General features: G+C 50.5%; 15 protein-coding genes and 3 pseudogenes. 10 read left to right on the forward strand and 8 right to left on the reverse strand.

From position 1 onward, the window contains the following. Nucleotides 1-200: 200 nt before the first annotated feature. The 4 genes and pseudogenes from ACU8YC_RS13505 to ACU8YC_RS13520 form a co-directional block, all read right to left on the reverse strand. Nucleotides 201-545 (reverse strand): annotated as a pseudogene (locus ACU8YC_RS13505) (Hcp family type VI secretion system effector); the annotation flags it as partial. Nucleotides 546-547: 2 nt separating this feature from the next. Beyond that, nucleotides 548-895, reverse strand: coding sequence for a hypothetical protein (locus tag ACU8YC_RS13510; RefSeq protein ID WP_151216627.1), 348 nt, complete (start codon nt 893-895; stop codon nt 548-550). A 1-nt stretch (nt 896) separates the two neighbouring features. Next, the gene (locus ACU8YC_RS13515; protein WP_370619101.1) at nt 897-1070 is read right to left on the reverse strand and encodes a hypothetical protein; all 174 of its coding nucleotides are present in this window, start codon (nt 1068-1070) and stop codon (nt 897-899) included. 242 nt (nt 1071-1312) lie between these two features. Continuing rightward, nucleotides 1313-1538 (reverse strand): annotated as a pseudogene (locus ACU8YC_RS13520) (hypothetical protein). Nucleotides 1539-2316: 778 nt separating this feature from the next. On the opposite strand from ACU8YC_RS13520, the gene ACU8YC_RS13525 reads away from it, so the two are divergent. The 3 genes from ACU8YC_RS13525 to ACU8YC_RS13535 all read left to right on the forward strand — a co-directional run bounded on the left by ACU8YC_RS13525 (nt 2317) and on the right by ACU8YC_RS13535 (nt 5289). Next, a complete protein-coding gene (locus ACU8YC_RS13525) occupies nt 2317-3687 on the forward strand; it encodes a tyrosine phenol-lyase (protein WP_151216629.1) in 1371 nt (456 codons plus the stop codon). 189 nt (nt 3688-3876) lie between these two features. Continuing rightward, nucleotides 3877-5142 carry an aromatic amino acid transporter gene (locus tag ACU8YC_RS13530; RefSeq protein ID WP_252838450.1) on the forward strand — a complete coding sequence of 422 codons (1266 nt, stop codon included), beginning with the start codon at nt 3877-3879 and terminating at the stop codon, nt 5140-5142. Nucleotides 5143-5154: 12 nt separating this feature from the next. Further along, nucleotides 5155-5289, forward strand: a complete 135-nt coding sequence (locus tag ACU8YC_RS13535; RefSeq protein WP_256484194.1) for a hypothetical protein — start codon at nt 5155-5157, stop codon at nt 5287-5289. Between the two features lie 250 nt (nt 5290-5539). On the opposite strand, the gene ACU8YC_RS13540 is transcribed toward ACU8YC_RS13535, so the two are convergent. Then, entirely contained in the window at nt 5540-7093 is a 1554-nt protein-coding gene (locus tag ACU8YC_RS13540) for an L-lactate permease (RefSeq protein ID WP_252838449.1), read from the reverse strand. Between the two features lie 556 nt (nt 7094-7649). On the opposite strand from ACU8YC_RS13540, the gene ACU8YC_RS13545 reads away from it, so the two are divergent. The 3 genes from ACU8YC_RS13545 to ACU8YC_RS13555 are packed head-to-tail and all read left to right on the forward strand — an operon-like array spanning nt 7650 to nt 10492. Then, nucleotides 7650-8369 carry a (Fe-S)-binding protein gene (locus ACU8YC_RS13545; RefSeq protein WP_151216632.1) on the forward strand — a complete coding sequence of 240 codons (720 nt, stop codon included), beginning with the start codon at nt 7650-7652 and terminating at the stop codon, nt 8367-8369. 10 nt (nt 8370-8379) lie between these two features. Next, the gene (locus tag ACU8YC_RS13550) at nt 8380-9807 is read left to right on the forward strand and encodes a LutB/LldF family L-lactate oxidation iron-sulfur protein (RefSeq protein ID WP_187259159.1); all 1428 of its coding nucleotides are present in this window, start codon (nt 8380-8382) and stop codon (nt 9805-9807) included. Next, on the forward strand, nt 9800-10492 hold the full coding sequence (locus ACU8YC_RS13555; protein ID WP_151216633.1) for a LutC/YkgG family protein: 693 nt from the start codon (nt 9800-9802) through the stop codon (nt 10490-10492). The genes ACU8YC_RS13550 and ACU8YC_RS13555 overlap by 8 nt, the downstream gene beginning before the upstream one ends. A gap of 49 nt (nt 10493-10541) precedes the next feature. Here ACU8YC_RS13555 and ACU8YC_RS13560 read toward each other — a convergent pair. Further along, nucleotides 10542-11122, reverse strand: a pseudogene (locus ACU8YC_RS13560) (GntT/GntP/DsdX family permease); the annotation flags it as partial. Nucleotides 11123-11365: 243 nt separating this feature from the next. Here ACU8YC_RS13560 and uxuA point away from each other — a divergent pair. The 4 genes from uxuA (at nt 11366) to ACU8YC_RS13580 (ending at nt 15862) form a co-directional block, all read left to right on the forward strand. Beyond that, complete coding sequence (gene uxuA / locus ACU8YC_RS13565; RefSeq protein WP_151216634.1) at nt 11366-12550, forward strand: mannonate dehydratase; 1185 nt, start codon at nt 11366-11368, stop codon at nt 12548-12550. A 78-nt stretch (nt 12551-12628) separates the two neighbouring features. Continuing rightward, nucleotides 12629-14104, forward strand: a complete 1476-nt coding sequence (locus ACU8YC_RS13570) for a fructuronate reductase (protein WP_151216635.1) — start codon at nt 12629-12631, stop codon at nt 14102-14104. A 132-nt stretch (nt 14105-14236) separates the two neighbouring features. Beyond that, entirely contained in the window at nt 14237-15010 is a 774-nt protein-coding gene (gene uxuR / locus ACU8YC_RS13575) for a Uxu operon transcriptional regulator (RefSeq protein WP_003033268.1), read from the forward strand. A 648-nt stretch (nt 15011-15658) separates the two neighbouring features. Continuing rightward, a complete protein-coding gene (locus ACU8YC_RS13580) occupies nt 15659-15862 on the forward strand; it encodes a hypothetical protein (RefSeq protein WP_151216636.1) in 204 nt (67 codons plus the stop codon). Between the two features lie 206 nt (nt 15863-16068). On the opposite strand, the gene ACU8YC_RS13585 is transcribed toward ACU8YC_RS13580, so the two are convergent. Next, complete coding sequence (locus ACU8YC_RS13585) at nt 16069-17256, reverse strand: MFS transporter (protein ID WP_151216637.1); 1188 nt, start codon at nt 17254-17256, stop codon at nt 16069-16071. 99 nt (nt 17257-17355) lie between these two features. Beyond that, on the reverse strand, nt 17356-18636 hold the full coding sequence (locus ACU8YC_RS13590; protein WP_151216638.1) for a DUF445 domain-containing protein: 1281 nt from the start codon (nt 18634-18636) through the stop codon (nt 17356-17358). Nucleotides 18637-18652: the final 16 nt, after the last annotated feature.

An 18652-nucleotide genomic window follows, 5' to 3' on the forward strand; every position in this document is an offset into this window, starting at 1 on the left:
GATGTTGATTGCATCGACAAAATCTGGGAAATAATTATACGAAGAATAATGGCAGTATCAGTTTACTCAAAAGTTTTGGTGGTGTATCTCGCTGTTTATTAGAGAGGAATGACCTCGTTTGTTCATAAAACGTATGCTTTCACCACCAGCACATTCTTTCTGTACTGGTGAAATACTCAATGGCAGTTACGAAATTACTCTGTGATTCCTGTCACTTTTACATTTTCTAAAATGATATTAAAATATTCACTTTCAATACCAATCTCCAGAATTTGATACATTTTTATTGTGGCTGATTTTAATGTCTGGCTTTCACTTAACGCTTTATACAAAAGGGGCATTGTTTTATTAAACTCCTTCTGTATTGCAATCGGCGCGTGCACACGCGTTCCTGTTAGTCTACCTGTATTTCCATCTACAGGGACAGACAAGTGATGAGTGACTGCTTTCAGTTCAATAGCACCAATGCGTCCAGCGACTTGTGAGCTTCCCATTACGGGGGAGCCATTTACATCGGTTAACCACAGATAGGCTGGGTTTGACATGATTAGTCCTTATCTATATTTATACGGGAAGGGAAATAAAGCATGATGAGAATCCAAACGAATGTTCCAATAATTTTTACGGGCCAGGATTTAAGAAAAGCGAAACAGGCGAGGCCTCCTGCGATTAGCAATGGACCGGATAATAGATCAAGAACTCCCCCCATCAGGTGTATCTTTGTTGGCAAGAACCTGTTGGCTATAAAGGCGATAATATAAGCGCTTCCAACGATGATAATAATGGCAAGGATTTTATCCTGCCATGAATCGAATTCGATGAGAGAAATTAAACAAAGGGTGGCAACATACCCGCAAAACAATGAGTTTATTATTAGTGTGATAAGTTTTTTCATGTTACCAGTCCTTAGACTTACCGTTTAAATGTTCTCCCACTAACTCAATTGTTTTTATAAAAAAAGGCTTGTCTTCTGTATGTCCAGTATGTATAGAATCAACAAAAGATTGTACTGTATCAGGTGGAATGATAATGTTATAGATCCTTCTTGCAATGCCTTCTGTCTCGGCCATGGCAATCCTTTAATAAAGTAAGATAGCTAGAAATGAGAGCATGTAAATAACAAAAATTGATGGTGAAATAGTTGACTTGAGTAACAGTTTCTCAAATGACATTAAGAATATCGATATGGATTATTAATTAGAGGTATTTATTCTTGAAATAAATATTCTGGTGGTAATATAAAAAATCACATGAAAATTCGTCACCAATAAAGGCGCCCGCAGGCGCCTCAATTACAATGACAATCACACACTCACCCCTTCAATGCTTTCCCCGCAATCCCCCCGATAAACTCCAGCACCTGCTTTTGCTTGCGCGCGGAGAGCTTTTCCACGGCGCGCAGGGATTTCATTAGTTCTGACTCTTCGGGTTCGGCTGTAATCAGGATAACGGCTCGCATAACCTACCTTCAGGCGACGGTTATCTGCGGTGTGGACTTCTGGATCAAATGAAACTGCAATACAATGCGTATCAGTCATGGTGACTATTCTCCTATAATAGTTACTGCGATCAGCGATGCGGAGGTGTTGGCGCACCTTCACATCGCGCTAGTAAAACCCCTGTAAATTACGCCAGTATCCTGGGGGAAGTCCAGATGTAAATAAGATGAAATAAGCGCGAATTGCACGCTTTCGGAATAAATAGAAAACCTCTCTATCCCAATAAATCCGGTATTATTCACCGTATAAATTCATTCTCATTCAATCCACCAAATACCTGCCATTTCCAGAAAACAACGCCCCTCTGTATCAGGCCAAAAATGCGATCTCACTCACTGAAGCAAATAGCAAACTCTGAAACAACACCGTTTTGTACACTTTACTTTACACTTTTGGTGATGTGAATCACAAATATAAGCCCGTGAAGTGATCCGACTCTCACAAAATGGGGTGTACTCATTCACGAATACATTATGCGCACAGCCTGGAAAGTTAAGTTTTCAGTATTTCCCCCCTCAGTGGGCGCACTACCGCGAATGGCAAATCAATACGCAAAAAAAAACTTGTTGAATATGAATGGGTAAAAAAACGACGTGTGATTTATATCACTCACATTTACAGCTTTTTAAATTATTGCCAGTGATTAATGTTGACCGGACTATTTCCATAATCAATTAAATCTTGCATAGTGCCTCCACATTATTTCTCCCCCTGGCCCAGGAGGCGAATAGTTATATTTCATCATACTTTATTGATGAACCCGATATGCTTTACGTCACATTAATACGTACATGACCACTGTTACTGGAGAAACAAAATGAATTATCCGGCAGAACCCTTCCGTATTAAAAGCGTTGAAACTGTATCTATGATCCCGCGTGATGAACGCCTGATAAAAATGCAAGAAGCGGGTTACAATACTTTCCTGTTAAATTCGAAAGATATCTATATTGATCTGCTGACAGACAGCGGCACCAACGCCATGAGCGACAAGCAGTGGGCCGGAATGATGATGGGTGATGAAGCGTACGCGGGCAGCGAAAACTTCTATCATCTGGAAAGAACCGTGCAGGAACTGTTTGGCTTTAAACATATTGTTCCGACTCACCAGGGGCGCGGCGCAGAAAACCTGTTATCGCAGCTGGCAATTAAACCCGGGCAATATGTTGCCGGGAATATGTATTTCACCACCACCCGTTATCACCAGGAAAAGAATGGTGCAGTGTTTGTCGATATCGTTCGTGACGAAGCACACGACGCCGGTCTGAATATTGCGTTTAAAGGTGATATTGATCTTAAAAAATTACAAAAGCTGATTGATGAAAAAGGCGCAGAAAATATTGCCTATATCTGCCTGGCTGTGACGGTTAACCTCGCGGGCGGCCAGCCGGTCTCGATGGCGAACATGCGTGCGGTGCGTGAACTGACACAAGCGCACGGCATTAAAGTGTTCTACGACGCCACCCGCTGCGTTGAAAACGCCTACTTTATCAAAGAGCAAGAGCAGGGCTTTGAGAACAAGAGCATCGCCGAGATCGTACATGAGATGTTCAGCTATGCCGACGGTTGTACCATGAGCGGTAAAAAAGACTGTCTGGTGAATATCGGCGGCTTCCTGTGCATGAATGATGACGAAATGTTCTCTGCCGCCAAAGAGTTAGTCGTGGTGTACGAAGGCATGCCATCCTACGGCGGCCTGGCCGGACGCGATATGGAAGCGATGGCGATTGGCCTGCGCGAAGCCATGCAGTATGAGTACATTGAGCACCGCGTGAAGCAGGTTCGCTACCTGGGTGACAAGCTGAAGGCAGCTGGTGTACCGATTGTTGAACCGGTAGGTGGTCACGCGGTATTCCTCGATGCGCGTCGCTTCTGCGAGCACCTGACGCAGGACGAGTTCCCGGCGCAAAGCCTGGCGGCGAGCATTTATGTGGAAACTGGCGTGCGCAGTATGGAACGCGGAATAATCTCTGCAGGCCGTAATAACGTGACCGGTGAACACCACAGACCGAAACTGGAAACCGTGCGTCTGACTATTCCACGCCGCGTTTATACCTACGCGCATATGGATGTCGTGGCTGACGGAATTATTAAACTTTACCAGCACAAAGAAGATATTCGCGGGCTGAAGTTTATTTACGAGCCGAAGCAGTTGCGTTTCTTTACTGCGCGCTTTGATTATATCTAAATAATCATTATGGCCCCATCTCAGGATGGGGCTTTTTTGTATTCCTTTTCTATGAACAGGAAGCCTTTGCGGTGCCCGTTACCGTGGCATAACTAAAAAAAGTAAACCCTGACTCCGACATTTTTATTATCCGCATGATGTACAAATGACAGCTGTAATTATAACGAATAGTCTACAGGAACATTTATCATGGATATTAATGCCATTGAGCGACAGAGTAGTACCCCCGGACTGATTAGCGGAACCATGTTGGTTATCGCAACCGTAGTGGGTGGCGGGATGTTTTCCCTGCCGATTGCGATGGCCGGCGTATGGTTTCCCGGTGCCTCTGTTATTCTTCTGTTTATCGCCATCATGATGTTATTAACCGGTCTGATGCTGGTTGAAGTCAATCTGCATTATGGCGCCGGTGCCAGTTTTAATACCTTTACTCAGGATTTATTAGGCCGAAAGTGGAATATCGTGGTCGGTATCGCTTTCGGCTTTGTGCTGTATATTCTGACCTATGCCTATATCTCCGGTTCGTCGGCGGTGATGGCGCAAACCGTGTTCAAATACAGTGGCGTGCGCTTTCCGGCGAATATCTCGGTGGTGATCGTCAGTATGTTAGTAGGGGCGATTGCCTGGTACAGCTCCCTGCTGGTTGGACGTATCACTACCGTGCTGATTATCGGTAAGTTTGTAGCGTTCTTTGCCACGTTCTCCGGGCTGATTGGCCATATCGAAGTGGCAAAACTTATCGACAGCGTGGCGGTGGCGTTGCCCAATTCGCAGTATTTGCCCTATATCCTGATGACGCTGCCGTTCTGCATCATCTCGTTTGGTTTTCACGGTAACGTACCGAGCCTGGTCAAGCTGTATGGCACGAGGGGGATCTCGAATATTACGCGTTCGATTATCATCGGCACGCTGTTTGCCCTGCTGTTATATATTTTCTGGCTGGGTGTGACGATGGGTAATATCAGCCGTGCCTCATTCCCGCCGATTATCGCCAAAGGCGGCAATATCGACGTGTTTGTCGAGGCTATCAGCGGGCTGTTCACCAGCCGTTATATGGATCTGATCCTGACCTTCTTCGGCAACTTCGCGGTAGCCAGCTCACTGCTGGCGGCAACGCTTGGTCTGTTCGATTATATCGCCGACCTGTTCCACTTCCCGGATGACGGTATAGGCCGTCTGAAAACCGCGCTGGTGACCTATTTCCCACCTGCGGCTGTGTGCTTCTTCTTCCCGAACGGTTTTGTGCATGCGATTGGCTATGCCGGTCTGGCCTTTACCATCTGGAGCGTGATCCTGCCGCCGTTCCTGGTGAAAGCCGCGCGGAAACGTTTTCCGACTGCCAGCTATACCGCGCCGTGTAATAACACCGTGCTCAATCTGGTAATAATCTGCGGGGCGATTGTCTATCTGACGGTTGTTCTGGATGTATTTGGTCTGCTGCCAACGTTTCGTTAGTGCGGGGGAATTATGTTTCTGACATTGCTACGATTTCAGCATCCGCTGGTTTATCGCTTTGCGTGGCTGCGCTTGCGGGTGGTGGTGTTAAGAACGTGCGGGCTGCGTAAGAAAAAAGCGGGAAATAAGACTCAGGCCTGTCGCTGACAGGCCTGCCTGGCATTACACCCGGAAGTAGCGTGGTGGGATCAACGCGGAAAAGGCGTCGAACTTCTTCACCATCTTTTTCCAGAACAACATAACAACAATCCTCGATTTGAAACATTGGCGCTATTGTAGTCAGCGCCGACAAATCGTAAAGCCAGTGACATCGTTCCGATTCCGGGGCGGTGTAAACCTTTTAGTTCACCATTGCGTCAAATACCATTGCCGCGAATTTGACGGGGTTGACAATGGGTTACGCCATAAACCAGTAATAAAAGAGACCGACTTTCAGGCCGAGGATTACGATGTAGGCACAGCAGTATTTCATGGTGCCAGACATAATCTGGTTGGCCTGGCCGTCCATTTTAGTGGCTGAAACCGCAATGGCGATACTCTGCGGCGAAATCATTTTCCCTCCTGTTGCGCCAGAGGTGTTGGCCGCCGCCAGCCAGTTGGGATCGATATGCAGTTTACTGGCGGCAATGGTTTGCAGTTTGCCGAACAGAATGTTCGAATTGGTATCGCTGCCGGTAACGAACGTACCCAGCGCACCAATCACCGGGGCGAGGAAGACGTACGAGCTGCCGGTCAGATCGACAATCGACTGGGCCAACGTGGAGATAATCCCGCTGAGATCCATCACCGTGGCCAGTGCGACGATCGCCATAATCGCCACAATGGAATTTTTAAGCTGGAAAATGGTTTTGATAAACACTTCCAGCATCCCGCGCGCGGACGCCCCCTGAATAAAACCGCCGATAATGGTCGCAAAGATGATCAGCATCCCCGGCGTGGTCACCCATTCAACCTTGAGCGCCAGCGTTTTGCCGTCAGCAAGCGTGAAATGCAGCACCGAGGCCAGTTGTGAGGCTGCGCCTTTTATCGTCGGGAATAGCGGAGAACACAACAGGATAAAGACAAATATGAACAGATAGATAGAACCCACGCGGAACAACACTTTTGCCGAACGCGGCGTGGTTTCGCGATTATGGCTGACTTCAATTCGCCACTCGGGATCGGTTTTCCCTTTGCGCAGACGGCTCACCATCGCTACGGCAAACAGGCTGACCAGACTACCGGCAAAGGCGGGTAATTCAGCACCGAGATGAATAGCGACAAAATACTGCGGAACCAGCGTGGTAATACCGCAAATCAGCGTGATTAAAAATACGCCGCGAATGGCTCTCAGGCCGCCGCCAATAATGCAGATAATCACAAATGGCAGCAGGATATTAAACAGCGCAAGCTGCAGAATAATGGTTCCGCCCAGGGTATAAACCGGCAGGTTAACCTGTTCCGCCAGAATAGAAACTGGGATCCCGACTGCGCCGAATGCGGTGGGAACGGTATTTGCCACCAGAGAGGCTATTGCCGCCTTCAGCGGGTTGAAACCCAGTGCGATAAGTATACCGATCGGAATGGCGACCGCTGTACCATAACCCGCCGCGGCTTCAAGAAATCCACCAAAGCACCATGAAATCAACAGCACCTGAATACGCTTATCTTCGCTAATGCTGGCGAGGATATCGCGCAGAATATCCAGCGCTTTGGTTGCCTGCATGACGTTATAACTGAAGATAGCGCCGAGGATCACAATCACAATCGGCCATAATCCCTTCAGCGCACCATAGCCTATCGCGGCTTTGAGATTCTGTACGGGCATCTCCCAGAACAGAGCCGATAGCGCAGCGGTGAATACTAAAGAGATCAGTACGGAATAATGGATAGGCATTTTCAATTTTAATATTAAAAATACCATCAGTAGTAAAGGAGAAAGTGCCAGGGCAAACATAAAATATTCGTTCATTGCTATTCCTGATTGGTTTATTAAACCTGATTTATATTTATGTCGGGAAGGCTATATTGCTGTATAAATAAAAGATGCAAACTGAATCGCTTCAGTGAATAAAGTAATTATGATTAATGGTTTTGTAACTATTGTAATATTTTAATTAAAATTCAATGCCAGGTAAATATACTAAAGAGCAAGTGGAATACCTATAAATAGTTATTTGATAACTCTTTTAATAATGGTAGTGACAGGAATAATTATCACCTGAAACTATTTTTAACCGACTCATAACACGGTGATTTTCAATATAAAAATGTGAGCGAGGCCGAAAGAAATAAACCAGGGTATTGCATGTACGAGTTGATTGGAGGATTATTTGATTTTGTCATACAAATGAAAATACAGGTATTTAAGATGATCCTGATATAAGAAGCGGAGAGCGGCCATCTCAGGAGCATGATCCGACAAACACCATGAACCCAGACATCGGCAAAACCAGCAAACAGAAGACTGGGCGTGATATAGCGATATCAAGCGCAATAAACAGAAATGAAGCAATGGAGTAGTTATTGTGAATGTAAATTTTTTTGTTACCTGTATTGGTGACGCCCTGAAATCACGGATGGCACGAGACTCCGTATTGCTACTGGAAAAACTGGGCTGTCACGTTAATTTCCCCGAGAAGCAAGGGTGTTGTGGTCAGCCAGCCATCAACAGCGGTTACATCAAAGAGGCGATCCCCGGAATGAAAAACCTGATCGCCGCCCTGGAAGACAACGACGATCCGATTATCTCTCCGGCAGGCTCCTGCACCTACGCGGTAAAAAGCTACCCGACGTATCTGGCGGATGAACCTGAATGGGCGCTGCGCGCCGAGAAGGTTGCCGGACGTATGCAGGATCTCACCTCTTTTATCGTCAACAAACTGGGCGTGGTGGATGTCGGTGCCAGCCTGCAGGGCCGTGCGGTATATCATCCTTCCTGTAGCCTGACCCGCAAGCTGGGGGTGAAGGAAGAGCCGCTGACGCTGCTGAAAAACGTGCGCGGGCTGGAGCTGATGACATTTGCCGATCAGGACACCTGCTGCGGCTTTGGCGGGACGTTCTCGGTTAAGATGGCCGAGATATCCGGTGAGATGGTGAAAGAGAAAGTCTTACATCTGATGGATGCGAAGCCGGAATATTTGATTGGCGCGGACGTCAGCTGCTTGCTGAATATTGGCGGTCGGCTGCAACGTGAGGGCCAGCCGGTCAAAGTGATGCATATTGCTGAAGTGCTGATGAGCCGCTGAGGGGAAAGAGATGTCGATAAAAACCAGCGATGTAGAGTTTAAACTGCGCATTCGTCAGCAGATCGAAGATCCAATCATGCGCAAAGCCGTGGCCAACGCGCAGGAGCGTATTGGTGCGAATCGGCAGAGAATGGTTGATGAGCTAGGCCACTGGGAAGACTGGCGCGATCGTGCCAGCCAGATCCGCGATCACGTTCTGAGTAACCTCGACGCTTACCTATATCAACTCTCCGAGAAAGTGACGCAAAACGGCGGCCACGTCTATTTCGCAAAGACCAAAGAAGACGCTACCCGCTACATTTTGCAGGTTGCGCAGCGTAAAAACGCGAAGAAAGTGGTGAAGTCCAAGTCGATGGTGACCGAAGAGATCGGCGTCAACCATGTGCTGCAGGATGCCGGAATTCAGGTGATCGAAACCGATCTCGGCGAATATATCCTGCAGTTGGATCAGGATCCGCCTTCGCACGTTGTGGTCCCGGCTATTCATAAAGATCGTTATCAGATCCGCCGCGTGCTGCACGAGCGTCTGGGTTACGACGGCCCGGAAACCCCGGAAGCCATGACCTTATTTATCCGTCAGAAGATCCGCGAGGATTTTCTCAGTGCTGAAATCGGTATTACCGGCTGTAACTTTGCTGTGGCGGAAACCGGCTCTGTTTGCCTGGTGACCAACGAAGGCAACGCACGGATGTGCACCACGCTGCCAAAAACACACATTGCGGTGATGGGCATGGAACGTATCGCGCCGACCTTTGCCGATGTGGATGTATTGATCACCATGCTGGCGCGTAGCGCCGTGGGCGCGCGTCTGACGGGCTACAACACCTGGCTGACCGGCCCGCGTGAGGCGGATAATGTCGACGGTCCGGAAGAGTTTCACCTGGTGATTGTCGATAATGGCCGCTCGCAGGTGCTGGGTTCGGCGTTTCGCGATGTGCTGCGCTGCATCCGCTGCGGGGCCTGTATGAACACCTGCCCGGCGTACCGTCACATTGGCGGACACGGCTATGGTTCTATCTATCCCGGCCCTATCGGCGCGGTGATCTCTCCGCTGCTCGGCGGCTATAAAGATTTTAAAGATCTGCCTTACGCCTGTTCATTATGCACGGCCTGCGACAGCGTTTGTCCGGTAAAGATTCCGCTGTCAAAACTGATCCTGCGGCATCGTCGGGTGATGGCCGAGGAGGGCATCACCCCGAAAGCCGAGCGTCGGGCGATAAAAATGTTCGCGTATGCCAATAGCCATCCGGGGCTGTGGAAAGTCGGGATGATGGCGGGCGCACATGCGGCGAGCTGGTTTATCAATGGTGGCAAAACTCCGCTTAAGGTTGGCGCGATTGGTGACTGGATGGAGGCGCGCGATCTTCCTGATGCCGACGGTGAGAGCTTCCGCAGCTGGTTTAAGAAACATCAGGCGCAGGAGAAAAAGAATGGATAACCGTACCGCGTTTTTAAACACTATCGCCCAGGCGCTGGGCCGCCCTCTACGTTTTGAGCCGCAAGCGGATGCCGCGCCGGTGAACAACTATGCCAACGAGCGCCTGACCGAGCTGAGCCCGCAACAGCGTTGCGATGCGTTTACCCAGTTTGCCAGCGAGGTGATGCTGGCCCGCTGCGAACTGACCCGCGAGGAACAGGCCGCAGAAGCCGCGCGACGCCTGTGCGAAGAGTTGGGTCAGCCGGTGGTTATCAGCGGCGACAGTCGACTGGTGGAACTGGGCATCACGGAACGTCTGCAGCAGGAATGCAACGCCGTGGTCTGGGACCCGGCGCGAGGCAGCGAAAATATTGCCGAGGCTGAGCAGGCGAAAGTGGGGGTGGTGTATGCCGAGTATGGCCTGACCGAGTCCGGCGGCGTGGTGCTGTTTTCCGCGCCGGAGCGCGGGCGTTCAATTAGCCTGCTGCCGGAGTCCTCGATTTTCGTGCTGCGCAAAAGCACTATCCTGCCGCGCGTTGCCCAACTGGCAGAGAAACTGCATCAGAAGGCGCAGGCCGGTGAGCGTATGCCGTCGTGCATTAACATTATCAGTGGACCCAGTTCGACGGCAGATATTGAGCTTATCAAGGTGGTTGGGGTGCATGGCCCGGTGAAGGCGGTATATCTGATTATTGAGGATTGTTGAGGCAGGATTCAGAACCGCTCTGGCGTGAAGAGCCAGAGCGGTATCGACGTTATGCAATCAAGCTGATGATCAATACGATAATCAGGCCAACAACGGAGTTCACCAGCACCAGTAACGCCGGGTCGATGCCAACCAGTTGACCGGTTGCCAGACGAATAAGCACGGTTATCAACCACGCCATGATGTACGGAGAGATATTGCCGTACGACATCAGCATGCCGATGGTATCGCCAATGCCGGTATCAATAATGGTCTGCTTCAGTACGCCGCCTGTGCCGATGATCAGGATCACCATGGCGATGCTTTTCACTGCGTTTTCAAAGGCATTCATCACCCACTGCATGTCGTGACCACGCGCGGTACCAGAATAGACACGCCGAAGGAGGGCAGATTGTTCTGGTCAACCAGTACGTCGGCTTTCATGAACGACGGCGTTGGGCGATCGAGGTTGCCGAGGAACTTTGGCAGGATAAGCCCGGCGCAGCTCACGCTCGGAATCATCACCAGAATGCCATAGATGTAGACCATGCCCATGTCCGCGCCGTAGGCGTTAACCAGCGCAACCGGCCCCGGCTGTGGCGGGAACAACGAGTGAGTGGTGGCGGCGGTAACGGCGGGGATCGCCAGCTTGGTTGAACTATTATGATTTTTGGTTGAGATGCTACCTATATTGGTTAACCATTGATGCGATGAATGTCATATTGCGTTACATGTTTACAGTCTTACCGAACTGAATGGCCTTAATTAGGCGATCTAATCGGCATAAACCGTGATTTGGTTAACCAATTTATCGCTTCAGGTTGACATGTCATACCAAAAGGGGGAATTTATATGCCATATCGTCGAGTCCATAACGTAAACGAGGAATAAAACATGGAACAGACATGGCGCTGGTATGGTCCTAACGATCCGGTCACCTTAGCGGATGTACGTCAGGCGGGTGCCACAGGCGTTGTCACCGCTTTGCACCATATCCCTAACGGGGAGGTGTGGACGGTTGATGAAATCCTGAAGCGCAAAACTATTGTTGAGCAGGCGGGCCTGGTCTGGTCGGTCGTCGAAAGCGTGCCGATCCACGAAGACATTAAAACCCGTTCCGGCAACTATCTGCAGTGGATCACCAACTACCAGCAAAGCCTGCGTAACCTGGCCCAGTGCGGCATTCGTACCGTGTGCTACAACTTCATGCCTGTTCTCGACTGGACCCGTACCGACCTGGAATACGTCCTGCCGGACGGCTCCAAAGCGCTGCGTTTTGACCAGATTGAATTTGCCGCCTTTGAGCTGCATATCCTCCAGCGTCCGGGCGCGGAAGCAGACTACACCGCCGAAGAGATTGCTCAGGCAAATGAACGCTTCGCCACCATGAGCGATGAAGACAAAGCGCGCCTGACCCGCAACATCATTGCCGGTCTGCCGGGGGCAGAAGAGGGCTACACGCTCGACCAGTTCCGCCAGCATCTTGCGCGCTATAAAGATATCGATAAAGCCGCGCTACGTGAGAATTTCGCCGTCTTCCTGAAGGCGATTATTCCGGTGGCGGAAGAAGCTGGCGTACGCATGGCAGTTCACCCGGACGATCCGCCGCGCCCGATCCTCGGCCTGCCGCGCATTGTTTCCACGGTGGAAGACATGCAGTGGATGGTCGATACGGTTAACAGCATGGCGAATGGTTTCACTATGTGCACCGGTTCCTACGGCGTGCGGGCGGATAACGATCTGGTCGACATGATCAAACAGTTTGGCCCACGCATTTACTTCACCCATCTGCGTTCCACGCTGCGTGAAGATAATCCGAAAACCTTTCATGAGGCGGCGCATCTTAATGGCGACGTCGACATGTACGAAGTGGTGAAAGCGATCGTTGAAGAAGAGCAACGCCGTAAAGCGGAAGGGAAGGAAGATTTGATCCCGATGCGTCCGGACCATGGCCACCAAATGCTGGACGATCTGAAAAAGAAAACCAACCCAGGCTACTCCGCGATTGGTCGCCTGAAAGGGCTGGCGGAAGTGCGCGGCGTTGAGATGGCTATCCAGCGCGCTTTCTTCAGTCGCTAAAGCGAGTTGCCGGCCACCTGTCTGGCCGGCTTTTTCTTTTCTCATCCGTTGGTCTTTCAACGGGTTCTGGAGTTCACGATGACAACGACAATTGCCAATAGCGACCTGCCGGTTGCGCGTCCTGCATGGGACAGCTCGCGCCTGCAATCCCGCATTGTTCACCTGGGATGCGGCGCTTTTCACCGCGCGCATCAGGCGCTGTACACCCATCATTTGCTGGAAACCACCGACAGCGACTGGGGGATCTGTGAAGTTAACCTGATGCCGGGTAACGACTGCGTACTGATTGAAAATCTGCGCAAGCAGCAACTGCTGTATACCGTGGCGGAAAAAGGCGCGGACAACACCGTGCTGAAAGTGATCGGATCAATGAAAGAAGCGCTGCATCCGGACCTTGACGGCTGTGACGGTATTTTACAGGCTATGGCGCGCCCGCAGACGGCAATTGTTTCGCTGACGGTCACCGAAAAAGGCTACTGCACCGATGCGGCCAGCGGTCAGTTAGATCTCAATAACCCGCTGATTAAACACGATCTGGCGAATCCTACCGCGCCGAAATCGGCGATTGGTTACATCGTACAAGCGCTGTACCTGCGTCGTGAGCAGGGGCTGGCTGCCTTCACCGTGATGTCCTGCGATAACGTGCGTGAAAATGGGCATGTGGCGAAAGTCGCGGTGCTGGGGCTGGCGCAGGCGCGCGACCCGCAGCTGGCGCAGTGGATTGAAGCTAATGCCACTTTCCCGTGCACCATGGTCGACCGCATTGTTCCGGCAGCGACGCCGGAAACGTTACAGGAGATTGCCGACCAGTTGGGCGTTTACGATCCGTGTGCTATCGCCTGCGAGCCGTTCCGTCAGTGGGTAATTGAAGACAATTTTGTCAACGGTCGTCCTGACTGGGACAAGGTTGGCGCACAGTTCGTGGCCGACGTGGTGCCGTTTGAAATGATGAAACTGCGCATGCTCAACGGCAGCCACTCTTTCCTCGCATATCTGGGCTATCTCGGCGGCTATGAAACTATCGCCGATACCATGACGAATCCGGCGTACCGCAAAGCGGCGTTTGCGCTGATGATGCAGGAGCAGGCGCCGACGCTCTCGATGCCGGAAGGCACCGATCTCAACGCTTACGCGACCCTGCTGATCGAGCGTTTTAGCAACCCGTCTCTGCGCCACCGTACCTGGCAAATTGCGATGGACGGTAGCCAGAAACTGCCGCAGCGCCTGCTTGATCCGGTGCGTCTGCACTTGCAAAACGCCAGCGACTGGCGTCACCTGGCGCTGGGCGTGGCGGGCTGGATGCGCTACACCCACTGTGTGGATGAGCAGGGGCAGGCCATTGATGTTGTCGACCCAATGCTGGCTGAATTCCAGCGCATTAACCGACAGTACCAGGGGGCCGAACGCGTGACGGCGCTGCTGGGGCTGTCCGGCATTTTTGGTCATGACCTGGCGGAAAACGCCGACTTTGTGGAGACCATTATTGCGGTGTATCAACAGTTATGTGAACACGGCGCACGTGAGTGCGTTGCGGCATTAAGCGCTGACGCATAACCTCCGAACTATGACGGGTCAATCAAAATATTGGTTTGGTTGACCCGTTTTCTGTTTTTGGCTTCCCGCAAATGCTATAGTTCGGTACTTATTCACCGTATCTGATTACACGCATCTGACGGACATAACACGATGAAATCGAACACTTCTCAGCAAAGACCCTACCAGGAAGTGGGTGCCATGATCCGCGATCTGATTGTTCAGACGCCGTACCAGCCCGGTGAACGCTTACCACCAGAGCGTGAAATTGCCGAGATGCTCAATGTCACTCGCACGGTGGTTCGCGAAGCGTTAATCATGCTGGAAATTAAAGGACTGGTGGACGTGCGGCGCGGGGCCGGGATCTACGTGCTCGATAATGCGGATGCGCAGACCATCGACAGTACGGATGCAAATCATTGCAATGATGCGGGGCCGTTTGAGCTGCTGCAGGCGCGGCAGCTGCTGGAAAGCAATATCGCTGAATTTGCCGCGCTGCAGGCTACCCGCGAAGATATCGTCAAAATGCGCCAGGCGTTGCAGCTCGAAGAGCGGGAGCTGGCGTCCAGCGAGCCAAACGGTTCTGAAAGCGGCGACATGCAGTTCCATCTCGCCATCGCCGAAGCCACGCATAACAGCATGCTGGTGGAGCTGTTTCGCCAGTCATGGCAGTGGCGTGAGAACAACCCGATGTGGATCCAGCTCCATAGCCACCTCGACGATACTCATTACCGCAAAGAATGGATGGGCGACCATAAACAGATCCTTGCGGCATTAATCAAAAAAGATGCTCGCGCGGCCAAGCTTGCCATGTGGCAGCATCTGGAAAATGTCAAACAGCGCCTGCTGGAGTTTTCAAATGTAGATGACATTGATTTTGATGGTTATCTGTTTGATTCCTGGCCGCTGGATAAAGTTAATGCCTGATTTTCCTTCCTCTCATAAGCGGGCTATTGCGGCCCGCACCGCACTTTACGTATCCTTATTCATTGTCCTACCAGGCCGATATTCACGTTTTGAATGACACGTAAAAAATTGTTTCCATCGCCTCAAATGATCATTTTTCCGCCGTCTTTGTGCGATGGAAATTGATTTATATCAATTAAAAACAACTTATTTTCGCGTGCAAAAAAATGCGTTATTTACCTTATTTTTACCTTTCCGTGCTTATTTTTAGACAAAACGGATCTGGGTAAAGTGAGAATCAACGCGATCCCTGCAGTTATCAGGATAAGGCATATCGGCATAACTACGCATAAAAACAAGCGTTTCACGTAAATGTATACATTAATGAGGGTGTGTAACTTATTGGCCATTATGATGTTTTGAGTTGTGGTATGTCTAACGTAAATTTCTCATGTTTTTTTAATCAAATGAATAAAATCGAATAAGCGTAAAGTTAACATTACATATTGTTCCATAAACATGTCATCTTTCACTTGAAACATTGTTCCATTTTTCTGCTTTTTATTAACAGTTTCATTACTATTATGACTGTATTTTGCCGTTGACATGTTTTTACACTAACTGCATATTTCATAACCATAAGCGTGTCATTACGTTCAGGAGTTGAAAATGCCATCTCGAGACTATCCCGATATTCGAAAACCCAGAGGGACCCGATCAAAAGATATGGTTCTTTTAAGTGCCCGTGTCGATACCTCTTTATGGGAATATGTGCGAACGCTGGCATTTGAAACACGAAAAAGCAAACAAGATATTATTGCTGAAGCATTAATGTTACATCGCTCTGTTAATAAGAGTGAAAGTTTAGAGTAATGACTCTCTGTCCGGGTTTTGTTTAAAACCCAAGAATGAAATATGTCTTGCTACTTCACTTTGAAAGTCAGTTTGATGGCGTAAATCGGGAAGATATTTATAGCCATTTTTCATCAAGTGTGTTTAATCTGACAAAGTTATTAGCTTACGGGATACTTTTTAAACCGTGACAGGTATTTACCTGGATATATTGTTGCTGCTTAAGATTATATTCTTTTAGCGGTGATGAATCGCTGTTTGTATAATTGTGCGGCGCTAATTAACGCGGCGAAAAGCAGCGCTGCCGCACCACACAGTGTGGCGTTGATGATGTCAACTGCGCCGCTTCCCAGCAGGCTGGTTAATAGCGGTCCGAGAATTTGTCCAATGCCGTATGTCAGGGTGACCAGACCCAGCAGATTAATATTGCGCGGCACGCTAAGTTGACGGGCGAGCGGCATCACCAGCGACGTGGTGCCCATAAACGTTGCACCAAAACCGACGCTGCTTATCACCAGCAGCAGCAAGGAATCGCTGGCGAGCGTCATGACCACGCAGGCGCTTTGTATCAGCAAATTCGCCGTCAGGCATTGCAATACTCCCCAGCGTCGGGCGGCCCACAGCCAGGCGAAACACCCCGGAATAATCGATATGCCAACCAGCGACCAGAGATGAGCCGTCAGCAGAGGCGAACCGGCGCTTTTCGCCATCAGTGGCAGGTAGGTGGCGACAATGATGTAACCAAATCCGGCCAGCCCGTACAGCAGCGCCAGCAGCCACCAGGACATCGGCTGATGCTCTGTTTTTACCGGGGGCGCGGCGGGGAGCGTATGGTCGCGAGAGGGCAGAAGCATAACCAGTAGCACAAAGAACAGAGCCGAGGCTGCCGCTGCCCCTAACCACAACGTGTGTGATGACAGCGCAAAGTGCAGACCACTGATGACATATTCATTACCCATCAAAATGCCAGCGCCAACGCCGGAGAACAACGCGGCGATCACGAAGGGATGACGGGTATGATGCAGAACGATCATCGAGCCAAAGATCATCATACCGGCACTGGCGACGCCCGCCAGAAAGCGGATCAGCATGACCAGCACAGGCTGTGTAAAGCTGGCCATCGCCAGAATCAGTCCGGCGGTGGCGAGTGCAGAAATTAACAGCATCGGGCGTAAGCGTGAGGGAAGGTGGAAGAGCCCGAAGGAGAAGAGCAGGCTTCCCGCCAGATATCCGGCGTAGTTGGCGCTGGCAATCCACGAGAGCTGGTCAAACGTAAATTGACCTTCCGACAGCAGTACCGGCAGCATTGGGGTATACAGAAAGCGCCCAATCCCCATGCCCAGCGTTAAGACCAGCATGCCAAAGAGTGCGACGCTGATGGCATGGCGATTTGAATCTGGACTTCCCTGAGACATACGCACCTTGATTTCACACAGTGAGTCGGGTGATTGTTATATTACATGTGTAAATGATAATGAAAAGTAAAAAAATAAACGACGCAAAAACCTTTCTCCTTAAAAATTCGCCAGCGTCAGCAGGGACGGAATTTGTGACAACAGATATAACACCAGCCCAATAGAACCGCCGACCAGCGTGCCGTTAACGCGGATAAACTGCAAATCTTTGCCGATGTTTAACTCAATTTGCTGTGACATATCGCGTGCATCCCAACTTTTCACTGTGTCGCTGATATGGCGTGTCAGGAAGGAGGCAAACTCCGGGGCAACTTTATGCGCGGCCTGCTCCAGATGCCCATTGAGTGAGGCACGCAAGGCGCTGTCAGCAACCAGCGTTTCGCCAAACCACTGCCCGGCGCTGGCAATGCGCTGCTTCACGCGGGAATCGTCGGCGTTAATATCTGTTTTCACCCACTGGCGCAGATCTGCCCACAGTTCGCCAAGATAACGGTTGAAGGCTTCGTCTTCCTTCAGATAGCTTTTCATGCTTTCGGCCCGCACTGCCATCTCAGGATCGTTTTTGAGCTTGTCGATGAGCTTAAACGTGGCGCGATCGAACGCGTGGCGGATCTGATGCGCTTGATCGTGGCTGATGTCATCCAACAAGGAGTTAACGGCTTCCGATACCAGCTCGGCGCTGTGTTCGCCCAGCCATTCGGTCGGCAGGATCTTTGCTTTCAGCGGATGCTCGGTCTCCAGCCAGTGCACTATCTGTCGGGCGATAAATGTCCGCGAACTGTCGCGCTGGAGCAGGGCAATAAGCTGGGCAATGAGCGTGTCGAGCAGTACCTGATGGCGATTGTTTTTGGTCATGCTTTCCAGCATCAGAGCACTGGTTCCGGAGAGATCGACCTTATCGATGGCTTTGTGCACCGCCCGCTTGATCAGCCGCTGGATGCGAGCGTCGTCGGTCAGCTCCAGAAAGCCGCTCATGATCTGCAGCAGATGTTGACCAATACGCTGGGCGTTTTCCGGCTGGCTGAACCAGTTGCCGATTAGAAGCGCCGGTTCATGGCGGCGGATCAGAGCTACCAGAGATTGGGTATCGAGGAATTTCTCTTGCACAAACTGCCCGAGATTTTCGCCGATCCGATCCTTATTGCGAGGGATAATCGCCGTATGTTGCGAAATAAACGGGATCGGCACCCGACGAAAAAGCGCCACCACAGCGAACCAGTCCGCCAGCGCGCCTACCATCGCTGCTTCAGCGATCGCCTTGGTCCCGAGAACCCAGAAATTAGGCGGCAGAAACAGCGTGATGACGAAGGTGGCGGCCGCAATCAGCAACAATGAGAGCGCCAGTCGCTTGGCGCGTTTGAGTTCAGCAATTTTATTCATAGGCTTAAGGATAGAG

It is taken from the genome of Citrobacter sp. VF227 (genome assembly GCF_052950715.1).